Source organism: Pseudomonas sp. GZJR-8, from assembly GCF_002916705.1.
Lineage (GTDB): Bacteria > Pseudomonadota > Gammaproteobacteria > Pseudomonadales > Pseudomonadaceae > Aquipseudomonas > Aquipseudomonas synxantha_A.
In genome coordinates this window covers 1-14,300 of record NZ_JXSI01000012.1, presented here as the reverse complement: position 1 = coordinate 14,300, position 14,300 = coordinate 1, and the positions used below count along the sequence as shown (strand labels likewise).

The following is a 14,300-nucleotide window of genomic DNA, read 5'->3' as shown; positions in this document are numbered from 1 at the left end:
ATTCTCCATGGGCGCAAGCATTCTCACCGCGCGAAACCTTAGCAAAGTGGTTCCCAGCGCGGAAGGTGAACTGACTATCCTGCACGAACTGAGCCTGGAACTGAACAAGGGCGATAGCCTGGCTATCGTCGGCAGCTCCGGTTCCGGTAAATCCACCCTGCTGGGCCTGCTGGCCGGCCTCGACCTGCCCAGCAGCGGCGAAGTCACTCTGGCGGGGCAAGCCTTGAGCACGCTTGACGAAGACCAGCGTGCACGCATCCGTGCCGAACATGTGGGTTTCGTCTTTCAATCCTTCCAACTGCTCGACAGCCTCAACGCACTGGAAAACGTGATGCTGCCGCTGGAGCTGGACGGCCGCAAGGACGCCCGCGAGCGTGCCCGGCATCTGTTGGAACGTGTGGGTCTGGGCCAGCGCCTGACCCACTCGCCGCGCCAACTGTCCGGTGGCGAGCAGCAACGGGTCGCCATTGCCCGCGCGTTTGCCGCCGAACCGGACGTGCTGTTTGCCGACGAACCCACCGGCAACCTCGACAGCCATACCGGCGAGCGCATCAGCGACCTGCTGTTCGAGCTCAATAAAGAGAGCGGCACGACCCTGGTACTGGTCACCCATGACGAGCGCCTGGCCCACCGTTGCCGACGCCTGATCCGCCTTGAAGCCGGCCTGATGGTCGCGCCCCTGGAGCCTTGATGGCACGTTTGCCGCTGTTGCGCCTGTTCAGCCTTGCCATGCGCCAGTTACTGCGCGACGCCCGCGCAGGTGAACTGCGCGTGCTGTTCTTTGCCCTGCTGGTGGCCGTGGCGGCCAGCACCGCCATCGGCTACTTCGGCGCGCGCCTCAACGGCGCCATGCTGTTGCGTGCCACCGAGTTCCTCGGCGCCGACCTGGTGCTCGAAGGCAGCTCACCTGCCCGCCCCGAGCAAATCAGGTCCGGGGCCGAACTGGGCCTGGATCACGCCCGCATCGTGGAGTTCTCCAGCGTTATCGCCACGGACAATGGCATTCAGCTTTCCAGTATCAAGGCCGTCAACGAGCAGTACCCCTTGCGCGGCGAGTTGAAAAGCAGCGCCGAGCCCTTCGGTACGCAAACGCAGGGCGGCGGCCCCAAACCCGGTGAAGCCTGGGTGGAAGCAAGGCTGCTGACCGCGCTGGACCTGAAAGTCGGCGACAGCATCGATGTCGGCATGAAGACCCTGCGCCTGGCGCGTATCCTGACGTATGAGCCCGACCGGGCCGGCAACTTCTACAGCCTCACGCCCAGGGTGATGATCAACCTGACCGACTTGGACGCCACCGGAGTAGTCCAGCCAGGTAGCCGTGTGAGTTACCGCGAACTGTGGCGCGCCCCGCAAGGCAGCACGGCGCTGCAAACCTATCGCGACTTGATCAAGCCTGGCCTTGCCGCCAACCAGCGACTGCAGGACTCGCGCGATGGCAACCAGCAGATCGGCGGCGCCCTGGGCAAGGCCGAGCGCTACCTGAACATGGCCAGCCTGGTGGCCGTGCTGCTGGCCGGCGTAGCCGTGGCACTGTCGGCCAACCGATTCGCCAGTCGTCGTTTCGATGCCAGCGCGTTGTTGCGCTGCCTGGGATTGTCACGACGTGAAGCCATGTTGCTGTTCAGCCTGCAACTGAGCGTACTGGGCTTGCTGGCAAGCCTGGTCGGCGCCCTGCTCGGCTGGCTGGCGCAATTTGGTTTGTTCTATTTCCTCCACGACCTGCTGCCCGCCGATGTGCCGCCGGGCGGATTGCTGCCGGCCGTCGCGGGGATCGGCACCGGGCTGGTCGCCCTCGCAGGCTTCGCCCTCCCACCACTGGCGGCACTGGGGCGCGTACCGCCGCTGCGGGTATTGCGCCGCGATTTGCTGCCCATCCCCTCAAGCACCTGGATGGTCTACGGCGCGGCGCTGTTTGCCTTGGGCCTGATCATGTGGCGCCTGAGCCTGGACCTGGTATTGACCTTCGCTCTGCTGGGCGGCGGCGTGGTCGCGGCATTGATCCTTGGCGGCTTGTTGCTGCTGATGTTGCAAAGCCTGCGACGCCTATTGGCTCGCGCCTCCTTGCCCTGGCGCCTGGGCCTGGGCCAATTGCTGCGCCACCCGCTGGCGGCGGCAGGCCAATCCCTGGCCTTTGGCCTGATTCTGCTGTCCATGGGATTGATCGCACTGTTGCGGGGCGAATTGCTCGACACCTGGCAAAATCAACTGCCCAAAGACGCGCCCAACTACTTCGCATTGAATATCCTGCCGGCCGACAAGGACACCTTTGGCGCCCGCCTGCTGGAAGTACAGGCGCAAGCGGCACCGTTGTATCCGGTAGTGCCGGGGCGATTGATCAGCATCAACGGCGAACCCGTGCAAGAGATTGTCAGCAAGGACTCCAGTGGCGACCGTGCGATTCAACGCGATCTGAGCCTGACCTGGGCTGCCGATTTACCTCCGGGTAACGCCCTGACGGCGGGCGCCTGGTGGTCGGCGCAACCAAGCGATGAGATTCCTGGCGTGTCGGTGGAAGCCAAGGTGGCCGAGAGCCTGAAACTCAAGCTCAACGACCATTTGCTGTTCACCATCGGCGGGGAAAACCGCGAGGCACGGGTCACCAGCCTGCGGACCATCAACTGGGATAATTTCCAACCCAACTTCTTCATGATCTTCCAGCCCGGCACCTTGAAAGACTTACCCGCGACCTACCTGACCAGTTTCTACCTGGCACCCGGTCACGACCAACAGATCGTCGATCTTGCACGGGCCTTCCCGGCTGTCACTATCCTGCAGGTCGAAGCGTTGCTGGAGCAGTTGCGCAGCATCCTTGCCCAAGTGACACTGGCGGTGGAGTACGTGCTGTTGTTTGTGTTGGCGGCGGGCATGGCGGTGTTGTTCTCCGGCTTGCAGGCCACTCTGGACGAACGCATCCGCCAGGGAGCCTTGCTGCGAGCCCTGGGTGCCGAGCGCAAATTGCTGATCAAGGCGCGACGCATTGAGTTCGGCCTGCTGGGTGCCGTCAGTGGCCTGCTGGCGGCATTGGGCACCGAACTGGTGACGTGGGTGCTGTACCGCTACGCCTTTGACCTGGCGTGGCACCCCCACCCGTGGCTGCTACTGCTACCCGTGATCGGGGCCGTGCTGATCGGCGCTGCCGGGGTATTCGGCACGCGTCGCGCACTGAATGCCAGCCCGCTGACCGTATTGCGCGAAGGCTGAGACCTGGCTGGCCCGTGCTCGGTTCAGAGCACGGGCCATTATGCCTGCTTCACATATTCAATCCTGGTGATCCACCAGCACACCTCGCCGCCTGGGGTGTGCACGATTGCCTCATCGTCCACCTCCTTGCGCAGCAGAGCCCGTGCCATGGGCGAGTCGATGGAGATGTAATCCATTCGGTCATAAATCTCGTCATAACCCACGATACGAAAACGCTTGGTGTCACCCTGTTCGTTTTCGATTTCGACCCATGCGCCGAAAAACACCTTGCCCTCCTGCTCGGGCATGTATTCCACCACGCGCATATCTTCCAGGCGTTTACGCAGGTAGCGCACCCGCCGGTCAATCTCCCGCAACAGTTTCTTGTTGTACTGGTAGTCCGCGTTTTCACTGCGATCGCCCAGGGAGGCCGCCCAAGTCACTTTGCGCGTGGTGTCCGGACGCTTTTCCCGCCACAGGTAGTCCAACTCTTTTTTAAGCGCTTCATGGCCTTCTTTGGTAATCAGCTTGGTACTCAAACGCTTGCATCCCCAGGCAGTGTCCAATGGTGCCAAATACGCCAGGCATCATGCCCAGGCGTTGGCTGGCTGGGGGTGATGATAAATGAACCTGGGCGGCGAGCCCATCGGCTTATCCCTGGCCATCCAGGACCTGATCCAGGCCAAAGAGCGTCCCGTGCAGATGCTGGCGCACTCCTGACAGCTGCGACATCATCATCGCCAGCTTTTCCGCCTTTTGGTTGACCTCTGATTGCTGATCCTGCAATTGAGTATGACGCTGCTCCAGCTCTCGGTGTTTTTCGTCCAATAGGCTTTGCTGCTCTTGCAGCCGCATCTGCCACTGCTCAAGTTGCTCTTCCTTTTCGAGGACAGCGCGTTTTTTTTGCGTCAGCTCCTGAGCGACCTTGGCGAGATTGCTCAGGGTGCTATCCATCTCAAGCAAAGACTCTTGCTCCAGCGGCGCAGGCTCCTCAAACGGTGGGACTTCAGGCTGTTCAACCTGAAAAGGCACCTTAACTGCCTCAGCGGGCGCCTGCGGCATCTGCACAAACGATGGCACCGGTTCTTCCACGATATCTTCAACCACAGGCTGTGGCGCAATCCTGGGTGGGGTTGGGTTGCGTGGCGGTGCAACCATTTGCGATGAGAAGCGGATCGACGGCACGATCACCGTACTACTTTCGATGGCAGGCAACGCAGGGGCTGACATGCCCAAGGTAATCACCTTCATCACCAATGCTTTCTTGATGATCACCGAGTGGTGATCCTCGGGTCGGGCAGGCGGCAACCTGCACCCCTTCAGGTCAATGAAATGGAACGGAACCTGGGGCTCGGCAGCCGGAATCGCCTTGGAGCCAGGTGCAGCCGCCTGCGTCAGAACCTGCTTGAAGACCTGCATCGCCACCTGCAAATCCTCCTTCGAATCAACGCCGCCCAGGAAGTAGCGTTCAAGCTTTTTACGCAGAACCGCGATGTAGACCCTGGAATGACCAGGTTCGGCTTCTTCATCGAGGCTATACACAAGAAAGTTCGACGCCGTTTGGGCGACAGCAAACCCACAGAGCAACGCACCGTTTACAGGTGCCTGCGCATCGCTGCGCTCAAGAACAAGAGTACGTAGAAGCATCATGGCGATCAGGCCTCGTTACAAAAGAGAAAACCTTATATAAACATCAGATAAACATCCGAACATTAATAAGCCCTCCAAACAAAACAATTGTTTCAGCGAATTATCGAGCCGAACGTAGGATTCTTCTTATAAGTCGCGCCGTGCGTTCCCAACCACAACTAATGAACGTACTCTTTTTAAGGCCCTTCCCTATACAGCGCCGCTTCGCACACGCCCCGAACACTTATTCGGTAACGACATGATCGAGATAAGCAACTTAACAAAACAGCTGGGCAGAACAAGCGCAATTACCAACATCTCCTTCAGTGCGCAGCATCAGGAATGCGTGGGCCTGCTGGGAGAAAGTGGCGCAGGGAAAACGACCTTATTGAACTTGATCGCCGGTACGATCAAACCGACTTCTGGGCAAATCAATATTCTGGGGTTCAATACCCAAACTCATTCACTTCAAGCCAAAAAAGCCATTGGCTATCAACTTCAAGGCGGACTCACCCACCATAGAATGTCCGTCAAAAACATGCTTAATTTTATTGCGGCCATTCGTGGTTTGAGGGGCCTGGAAAAGCGCAGCCAGGTAGAGCAGGTAGCCGCACGGCTGGACCTGATGCCCGTGCTCGACTGCCCCGCCGACATACTGCCCCCTGATTTGAAGCGCAGGGTTGCATTGGCCCAGGCTTTAGTCCACTCCCCAAGCCTGCTCCTGCTCGATGAACCCACGCAAGGGCTATGCCCTGATCAACGGCTCAAGTTCAGCGCACTCATCAAGTCCCTGACCGAGGACATGACGGTCATTATCGCCTCCCGCCACTACCACGAACTGACGGACATGTGCACCCGTGCCCTGGTCATCGCCGGTGGCCGCCTGGCCGCCGATGCTTCGCTTGCGGATCTGCAGCGCAGTTCCCGGCATTTCCAGGCGGTGACCCTGGCATCAGACAGCCCCTTGGATTTACTCGCACTTGCCGTATTACCCGGTGTCGCGGGCATCGAGGAGGACCGACATGCACAGGGCAAGGTGACTGTCCTGGCCATGCCCGGGCACTCCATCTTCCCCTCGATTAACGCGCTTATCGCACATCGCGGCTGGAACATAACGTCTTTGAGCCTGGAGCCGGGTCGCCTGGGCGATGTCGTTCACCATCTGAGCCAGGAGATACCTGCTTGAGACTGCTACCTGTTATTTTCAAGCGTCAACTCGCCAGTTATGCCTGCTCACCAAGCACTTACCTGAGTGTGGCGGTTTTCCTCGTGCTGTGTGCGACATTGGGATTGGACACCCAGCAATGGATGGAGCGAAACAGCAGCGATTTGCAGGCTTTCTTCGAACTGCACCCCTGGCTTTATCTATTGTTGGTCCCCATTTTATCGACGCAGTTGTGGTCGGATGAATACAACAGCAGCTTTTGCGACACGCTGAAATCCTTGCCTGTCACCGCCACTGAACAGGTGGTCGGAAAATTCATGGCAGCCTGGACCGTCTGCGCCATTGCCTTAATGTTTAATTTCCCTTTGGTGATCGCGGTCAACTATTTGGGCACACCGGATAATGCCGTTATCGCGTCACAATTCCTGGCCAGTTGGTTGTTGGCCGGAAGTTATCTCTCGGTGGGCTGCTTCATCTGTGTACTTGCCAAGCAACGCATCATTATTTTCCTGCTCACACTGGGCTTATTGCTGATTGCCAGCGCGCTTTCCTCAATGCTGGATGCACTTGATAGCCAGACACCCATTTGGATTATCGACAGCCTGATGTCCCTTGACCCTATTGCTCGCTTTAGCACGATGGATAACGGCAAACTGACACTGCATGACGGCTTTTACTTTATAAGTATGATCCTGGCTTTTCTCTTTGCGACGACCATCACACTCAACTACAAGAACAGCTGAGAAGGAAAGCCACTGATGGGATCCGCTCTTCGTGCGGGTATGACCTTACTTGTCATATCGCTACTGTTTCTGGCCTTCAATCTGGTCTGGGTACCGAAACTACCCAATATCCGCTGGGACTTTTCACACACACAAATCCATACCTTATCGTCATCAACGCGCCAACTGCTGACAACATTTGAAACCCCACTGGACCTGTATTACTTCAATGCTATCAATGCCCCTCAACGGAGCCAGGCAGTGAGTCGTTACGGCCGTCGCGTTGAAGACATGCTCAAGGAAGTCGAAAAAGCGGCCAACGGCATGATCAATCTACATGTCATCAACCCAACGCCTTTTTCAGAAGACGCTTACAAAGCCGGTTTGTTTGGCCTGGATGACACGCAAGGATTCCTAGGCCTTATTGGCACCCGTGCCGGACATAGCGCGCAACGCATTGACCTGTTCAATCCCGAGCATGAGTCATTGCTTGAACATGAAATCAGCCACCTGCTCCACAAACTCATGCACCCTGAACGTCCCACTATCGGCCTGCTGTCGGGACTGGCGCTACATGAACCTGCCGGCGAACTACTGGAACAGATGCGCGAACAATTCAACGTGGTGGAACTGGCATCGACCATCGCTCAAGTGCCGTCATCGATAAGTACATTGATGGTCGTACAGCCCGGTGCCCTGCCCGAGCAGGCTCTGTATGCCATTGAGCAAGCGGTAATGAGAGGCGCAACGCTGATGGCCTTTATCGACCCGGTGAGCGAGATAGCTGCGCAAGCCATAACGACCAACGCCAGGCTGGATGCGCTGCTCACTGCATGGGGTATACAAATGCCTGCGGACAAGCTGTTGGTCGATAATATTTACGCCTCATCGGCTACGCCCGGCCCCGGAATGCCAAAGGTACTGCACCCAGCCAGGCTGGAACTTCCACGGCAGGCAATGAACCCGACAGACCTGAGCACCTGGAACCTGGATGCCGTGACCGTGTCCAGCAGCGGCGCCCTCTCCCTGTCCAACAAAAATCGTACGCTGCTGACCCCCTTGCTACAGAGCTCCCGGCAGTCCGCACTGCTGGATGCAGGGCGCTTTGCTTCTGCGACCACGTTCGACTCACTCATCGATGAAACCGCCACGACAGGAGAGCGCCACGTGATTGCCGCCCGTGTCGAGGGCCCCGCTTATTCGGTATTTCCCGACGGCCTCAAGGGCCAGCCACCGGGGATGCAACACGCCGAGCAGATCCAGGTGGTGGTCGTGGCCGACACTGACGTGCTCGCGGACGCTGTCAGCAACGCTCAGCCCAACGGTAATGCGCAATTTGTATTGAATACCCTGGATAACCTGGCAGTTCCGGAGATACTCAGGCGCATCCGACCGCGCGTCATCACCCAGCCACTGCACAGGCTCGAACACATGCGCGAAGAAGCCGCACAGGCTTATCGCAAAAGTGCGGTTGAACTGGAGCGACGACAAGAGCTCACAGAGCAAGCATGGCAAAGGCTGAATCCAGGGCACGCAAGCCTGGTCACACAGGCCGTGGATACCAACACCCAGTTGCAGGCACTCAACAAGGAACGCCTGCAATTGCCCATCGAGTTGCATGCACTCAAAGCCCAGGCATACGCGCCCTTGCAGCGTTTCGAGCGATACCTTAAAGGGCTGATGATCGCCACGATGCCGTTACTGTTATGCCTGATTGCCTGGGGACTTTCCCTCCACCAACGTCGACGCCGATCAGCCGCGCCAGCGGCCTATGACTGACGGCTCAACGCCGCGCAATCAACCCCTGGCGGGCAATACGCGTCAGTTGGTGAATCACTTCATGGGCGTCGCCGGCATTGGGCGCCTGGATCACTGCAAGGTCGAAACTATTGCTGGCAAAACGAGCCAGGGATTCGCCGTCCTCGACAAACTGGATCAGGAACGCCGAGGGCCGACCGCTACGGCGTGGCCAGCCGTCCAGATAACGCAGGAGCGTCGGCTGGTGTTTACCACCCAGGAGGATTTTCGGATTGCGTTGAGTCAGGTCCGCGGTAATCGGGGCCAGGCGTATGAGAGGGCGTGGTGCATTCATCGTGTCGTGTCTCTGCCTCAAAAGTCTGCGGGCAGGTGAGAGGCAACACCGAACCAGCGCTTTAGCGGTATTTCGAAGAGCGCCCTGGGTGAGGATACGGACTTCTATCGGGCTGCATTGAGTCCCAGTGGCGCCCCGCAATTAGCTGTTTAAATCGGCGCATGAACAGCATCCTAGAGAAGCCGGTGGGGCAGTGTCAAGAATCCCGAGCAACGAAAAGGCCCGCAGATGCGGGCCTTTTCCGGGACATGCAAACAGATCAGTCAGTGATGGCGCGATCAACCGACAGTTTGCCCGCACCTTCGAGCAATACCGCCAGCGCCCCGCCGAGCAAAGCCAAAGCAAATTCATACCCGTTGTTGGCCATGAACAAGCCGTTATGGATATGCACCGAGAAGATCGCAACCAGCGTGAGGAAGGTCAGGCCCAATGCTGCCGGGCGAGCGAGCAAACCAATGATCAGGGCCAGGCCGGCGAAAAACTCGGTACCGCCCGACAACACTGCCATCAGGGTACCCGGCGTCAGGCCGAGGCTTTCCATGAATTGGGCAGTACCCGCCAGGCCGCCGCCGCCAAACCAGCCGAACAGTTTTTGCGAACCGTGAGCGGCAAAGATGATGCCGACGAAGATGCGCAGGATAGTCAGGCCGTAACCGGCGCGGGTGGACAGGACGCGTGTAATCATTGGGCTCATTTAAGTAAATCCTTTTCCAGGTAGGGGTTGGTTGGCCGCTATATTAATCAGTTTAAGCAATGACAAAAGCGCAAATATTGCCTAATTAATATCGATAAATTTGATTATTTGCGTAAGGCCATTTTTGCTGCAGGCGGCTCCAGGGACTCTCGCTCCCGGTCGAACGCCAAGTAATACTTGTTGACGCTATTAACATAGCTGACGCCGCCCATCCCCACCTGCTCCATGGCGATGCGTTCAACCTGGAAGAACCATTGATTGGGGTTCAGCCCGCGGCGCCTGGCCTCGGTGCGCATCCCCTGGACCCGCTCCGGGCCCATGTTGTAGGCCGCCAGCACAAAAGCCATGCGCTCGCGCTCGTTGAGCTTGGGGCTGGAGAAAAATTTACGCCGGATCAACGCCAGGTAACGTGCGCCAGCTTGCACATTGCTATCGAGACTCTCGATGTTGTTGACCCCTACCCGCTGCGCCGCCGAAGGCGTGATTTGCATCAGGCCGGTCGGGCCGCCGCTATTGCGTGCGCCTGGGTCCAGGGAGGACTCCTTGAACGCCAACGCCGCCAGGTTCAGCCAGTCCATCCCTTGCTCGCGCGCATGTTTTTGCAAGACCGGGCGCAGTTTTTCCAGACGCTGGCGGTCGGCGCGCGCCAGCGGGTTGCGCACCTGATAGAGGCGTCGGTAGATACGCTGGAACGCCACATCCTGATCGGCAGGGGTTCGATAGGTCTTGAGAAATCGGTCAATGCTGGCGCGCAGCATCGAAGCGTCCTGGCGCACGAACCAGAACTCGTCACCCGGTTCGCTGATTACCACCTGCTTGTCAAAGCGCAGCTTGGGCAGGATTTTCGACCAGCGCTCGGCAATCGGTTTTTCAACGATCGTCAGGTGAAAAATCCCGGCCTGCACCATCTCCAGTACATCCTCTACCGCCAGGCTAGGGTCAACCCACTCCACCTTCACCGGTGCTCGTTTGTGCAGCGCCAGTTTCTGATTGACCTGACTGATGGCATCCGCCGCCGCACTGCCGGTGGTCAGCGTCAACGTGCGACCAGATAATTGCTCCAACTTGGTAAATCGTCGCTCTCCCTTGACGCCGACCAGCCACAACGGCACATCGCTGACAATCGGCTCGCTGGCGCTGATTTTGTGTATGGCCTTCACATCCAGCAACTCGCCGGGCGCCACCAGGTCGCCTTCGCCACGGGCCAACGCGCCGAGTAACTGGTCCTTGGCCTTGGGGATGATCTTGAGGTTGATTTCCTGGCCATCGCGGGCGTGACCGTTGAGGTACTGTTCGAAGGCACGCAACCGATGGTATTCGACGCCGATGGCCTGGCCCTGCACTTCACCGGAGCTGTTGCGGCTCTGGTTGACCAGTACGCGCAGGGTGCGACTGGAACGAATTTGCGCCAGGTCACGCACCTTGCCAGGCTTGGTGACTTCCAACGGCCCGTCCAGACGTGCGACCGCCGCCATGGGCAGCAGTAACGTCAGGCACAACACAAGCATCGCCGAGGGTCGGATCATCCGCTCTCCGGAAAGAATACTGGCCAGCGCCTTCGCGAATAACAAAGTGCTGGAGGTCAGAAACAGAGCGCTCTATGCGCTGGCAAGGCGCGCAACGGCGACACAGTGACAGGCAACTGGCCAACCACAATGTCGCTTGCGACGTTCAAAGACAGCGATAACGCGTTGTAGTTCTTGGTTTTTCTTATAAATCTACAGCTCTGATATGCTTTCCGGCCGCAGGCGGAGATAGCACCATGCAACTCATTGATATCGGCGTCAACCTGACCAACCCCAGTTTCGACGAGAGGCACCAGGCTGTCCTCGAACGCGCCTACGCCGCTGGCGTGCAGCAATTGGTGCTCACCGGCACCAGCATCGAGGGCAGTGAACAGGCCCTGGAGCTGTGTGCAAAACTTGATGAAAGCGGCCAGCGCTTGTTCAGTACCGCTGGCATCCACCCTCACTCCGCCAGCGACTGGAACGGCGACAGTGCACAGCGCCTGCGTAGCCTGTTGGGAGAAAGTCGGGTGCGTGCCGTGGGCGAGTGCGGGCTGGATTTCAACCGCGACTTCTCCCCTCGCCCCCAGCAGGAAAAAGTCCTCGAACACCACCTGGCCCTGGCCGTCGAGCTGAAACTGCCGGTGTTTCTCCACGAGCGCGACGCCAACCAGCGCCTGCTGGAGATCCTCAAAGACTACCGCGACCACCTGCCCGCCGCCGTGGTGCACTGCTTCACCGGTGAACAAGCGGCGCTGTTCAGCTACCTGGACCTGGACTTGCATATCGGCATCACCGGCTGGATCTGCGATGAACGCCGTGGGACGCACCTGCATCCGCTGGTCAGGGAAATTCCCAGGGGCCGCCTGATGCTGGAAAGCGACGCGCCGTACCTGCTGCCGCGCACCCTGCGCCCCAAGCCAAAAAACGGTCGCAATGAACCGGCGTACTTGCCCGAAGTCCTGCGCGAAGTGGCCTTGCACCGTCATGAAACCCTCGAAGACCTGGCATTGCACAGCACCGCCTGCGCCCGCCGTTTTTTCGGCTTACCTGATGTGGATTGATGCCGTGCATTGACGCATGTCAAAAACGCTTTTCTGAGTAGCGGCACAATAATGGCACCTTGCCAATACTGTTTCCGCTATCAGAGAAAACCTTCCATGGGTGCCTGGCTTAGCAATATCTCGCTTAAGTACAAATTCTGGGCCGTCAATGCGGTCGCCTTCATTACCACCCTGCTGCTGGTGCTGTACGCGGTACAGCTTGAGCAACAGGCACGCAGCCAGGCATCCCAGGCTTCGGCCCAGGCTCAGGGGCGGTTGCTCAGCGCCTGGCCAGCCGACAAAGCCCTGCCCACCGGCGAGCAATGGCTGGCCTATGCCCAGGGGCAAATCCCACAATTGGGCGACCAGCCTCTTCCAGCCTTGAGTACTGCCAGCGGCTGGGTCGAACTCAATCACATACCGCTGTTGGGCAAAAACCCACTGATAGGCGCCGAGGTGATCGATCGCGTTGACGGTCAACACGTCGCCGTCCTCGCCTACGCACCCAGCCTTGGCCAAGTGTTCAGCGAGCGCTTCGCCAACTATGCCGTCGCCGTGGCAATCCTGATGCTGGCCATGCTCGGCGCCTCACAACTGTTGATCCGCTTCCTGCTCAGCCAACTCAACACCCTCAAGGACGTGATGCTGCACGTCGAGAAAACCGGCGACCTGTCGGCACGCGTGCCCTTGGCCTGCAAGGACGAAGTCGGCCAGATGGCCAGTGCATTCAACGCCATGCAGGCCGGCTACCAGCGCGTGGTCAACACCGTGGCACGCACCGCCCGGCAACTGGATGACGGCGCCGCACGCCTGGCCAGCAGCATGAACGAGGTGCAGCACGGTATGCTCGGCCAGCAGAGCGAAACCGACCAGGCCGCCACCGCCATCAATGAGATGACCGCCACCGTCAACCATATCGCCCAGCACGCCGGCGCTACCCGCGACCTGTCCCAGACCGCCGACACCCTCGCCGGCAGCGGCCAGGAGGTGGTCATCCGCGTACAGCGTTCAATCGCCGGGCTGTCCAACGGCGTACAACAGACCGCCGAAATGATCCAGAAACTGGCCCAGGACAGCCAACAGATCAACGGCGTGGTCGGGGTGATCCACAGCATCGCCGAACAGACCAACCTGCTCGCCCTCAACGCCGCCATCGAAGCCGCCCGCGCCGGGGAAATGGGCCGAGGTTTCGCGGTGGTTGCCGACGAAGTTCGCAACCTGGCCAAGCGCGTGCAAAGCTCTACCGACGAAATCACCCGCATGGTCTCGGCATTGCAAGCCGGTACTCGCGATGCGGTGGACTTTATGCAGGAAAGCTCATTCAAGGCCGACGACTGCGTACAACAAGCCCAGGAAGCTGGCGCCGCACTGGCGCAAATCACCGGTGCCGTGGCGCAGATGCGCGAAAGCAATACTCAGATCGCCGTCGCCGCCGAACAGCAAAGCCATGTGGCCGAAGAGATGAACCGCGCCGTGGTGAGTATTCGCGATGTCACCGAAAACACTGTACAGCAGACCGTGTCGTCGGCGACCACCAGCAATGAACTGGCGACGTTGGCGGGTGAGTTGAGCAAGGCGATTGGGCAGTTGAAGCTGTAAGACTGTTCCACCTGTAATCCGATTCCTACCACCAAGCCTCGGTTTACCTGAAGTTTAGGCGAAACTTCCTCGCCATCTCCGCGAATAACGCCGACTTCTTTTACCCAAGAACCTCTGCAAAGTCCCTCGCCTGATCAAACAGTGCGAGGGATTGCAGATGGTTGTTTTCGTTAGAGCCCTGGTTGACGGGGCTGGCTCTTGATTCCGGTGATCGCTGGCTTTGTGTTGGCCCCCATGGATCCCAAGGCGCCGGATGTCACTCGCGTTTTAGCGGATTTTCGTACCTGCCTGAACACGTTCGACGCGTGGGCCGACAGCCTGTTGGGTGGTTCGGCACTTGCCGTGGAGCAGGTGTTCAAGGTTGGGGAAGACGTCGCACTGGTCGCGCCGGCTTCTTCCGATAAACCCAGCCGTACCGTCGCTCAATGCAAAGCCCAGGGTGGGTTGACTCTGGTGCATCTGTTTGAAAGTACCCGGTTTGTACCCATCGGCAACACCCAGGTGGCACTGCAAGCCCTGGCTCGGGATGGCAGCCCAGTCGGCGCGCCGCTTCATCGGACCATCGGCCCCAGCGGCATTCTCGAAGTCAACGACTGTACCCGCGATCAGCAGTACCAAATCACCTTTTACCCCAATGTCTCCAGGGATCACGTCAAGGCGCTGTATGCCTC

12 protein-coding genes and 1 pseudogene are annotated in these 14,300 nt (G+C 59.0%); 8 read left to right on the top strand and 5 right to left on the bottom strand.

The window, feature by feature from the left end; translation table 11 throughout:
* Nucleotides 1-7 precede the first annotated feature (7 nt).
* Complete coding sequence (locus tag TK42_RS21050; RefSeq protein ID WP_005786391.1) at nt 8-691, top strand: ABC transporter ATP-binding protein; 684 nt, start codon at nt 8-10, stop codon at nt 689-691.
* Complete coding sequence (locus TK42_RS21045; RefSeq protein WP_032877140.1) at nt 691-3,201, top strand: ABC transporter permease; 2,511 nt, start codon at nt 691-693, stop codon at nt 3,199-3,201. Before TK42_RS21050 ends, TK42_RS21045 begins: the two co-directional genes overlap by 1 nt.
* Before the next feature lie 38 nt (nt 3,202-3,239).
* Here TK42_RS21045 and greB read toward each other — a convergent pair whose 3' ends face one another.
* On the bottom strand, nt 3,240-3,719 hold the full coding sequence (gene greB / locus TK42_RS21040) for a transcription elongation factor GreB (protein ID WP_103735053.1): 480 nt from the start codon (nt 3,717-3,719) through the stop codon (nt 3,240-3,242).
* Nucleotides 3,720-3,831: 112 nt separating this feature from the next.
* On the bottom strand, nt 3,832-4,830 hold the full coding sequence (locus TK42_RS21035; RefSeq protein ID WP_032877141.1) for a hypothetical protein: 999 nt from the start codon (nt 4,828-4,830) through the stop codon (nt 3,832-3,834).
* 238 nt (nt 4,831-5,068) lie between these two features.
* On the opposite strand from TK42_RS21035, the gene TK42_RS21030 reads away from it, so the two are divergent.
* The 3 genes from TK42_RS21030 to TK42_RS21020 are packed head-to-tail and all read left to right on the top strand — an operon-like array spanning nt 5,069 to nt 8,475.
* On the top strand, nt 5,069-5,995 hold the full coding sequence (locus tag TK42_RS21030) for an ABC transporter ATP-binding protein (RefSeq protein WP_032877142.1): 927 nt from the start codon (nt 5,069-5,071) through the stop codon (nt 5,993-5,995).
* Entirely contained in the window at nt 5,992-6,717 is a 726-nt protein-coding gene (locus TK42_RS21025) for an ABC transporter permease (protein ID WP_103735052.1), read from the top strand. Before TK42_RS21030 ends, TK42_RS21025 begins: the two co-directional genes overlap by 4 nt.
* A gap of 15 nt (nt 6,718-6,732) precedes the next feature.
* A complete protein-coding gene (locus tag TK42_RS21020) occupies nt 6,733-8,475 on the top strand; it encodes a Gldg family protein (RefSeq protein ID WP_103735051.1) in 1,743 nt (580 codons plus the stop codon).
* Between the two features lie 4 nt (nt 8,476-8,479).
* On the opposite strand, the gene TK42_RS21015 is transcribed toward TK42_RS21020, so the two are convergent.
* From TK42_RS21015 to TK42_RS21005, 3 genes are all read right to left on the bottom strand, one after another.
* A complete protein-coding gene (locus tag TK42_RS21015) occupies nt 8,480-8,788 on the bottom strand; it encodes a hypothetical protein (protein WP_032877145.1) in 309 nt (102 codons plus the stop codon).
* Nucleotides 8,789-9,047: 259 nt separating this feature from the next.
* Complete coding sequence (locus TK42_RS21010; RefSeq protein WP_032877146.1) at nt 9,048-9,482, bottom strand: DoxX family protein; 435 nt, start codon at nt 9,480-9,482, stop codon at nt 9,048-9,050.
* Nucleotides 9,483-9,586: 104 nt separating this feature from the next.
* Nucleotides 9,587-11,008, bottom strand: coding sequence for a transglycosylase SLT domain-containing protein (locus TK42_RS21005; protein ID WP_103735050.1), 1,422 nt, complete (start codon nt 11,006-11,008; stop codon nt 9,587-9,589).
* 236 nt (nt 11,009-11,244) lie between these two features.
* On the opposite strand from TK42_RS21005, the gene TK42_RS21000 reads away from it, so the two are divergent.
* The 3 genes and pseudogenes from TK42_RS21000 to TK42_RS20990 all read left to right on the top strand — a co-directional run.
* On the top strand, nt 11,245-12,051 hold the full coding sequence (locus TK42_RS21000) for a TatD family hydrolase (RefSeq protein ID WP_032877148.1): 807 nt from the start codon (nt 11,245-11,247) through the stop codon (nt 12,049-12,051).
* Between the two features lie 96 nt (nt 12,052-12,147).
* A complete protein-coding gene (locus tag TK42_RS20995) occupies nt 12,148-13,629 on the top strand; it encodes a methyl-accepting chemotaxis protein (protein ID WP_103735049.1) in 1,482 nt (493 codons plus the stop codon).
* A gap of 198 nt (nt 13,630-13,827) precedes the next feature.
* A pseudogene (locus tag TK42_RS20990) lies at nt 13,828-14,300 on the top strand (type IV secretion protein Rhs); the annotation flags it as partial.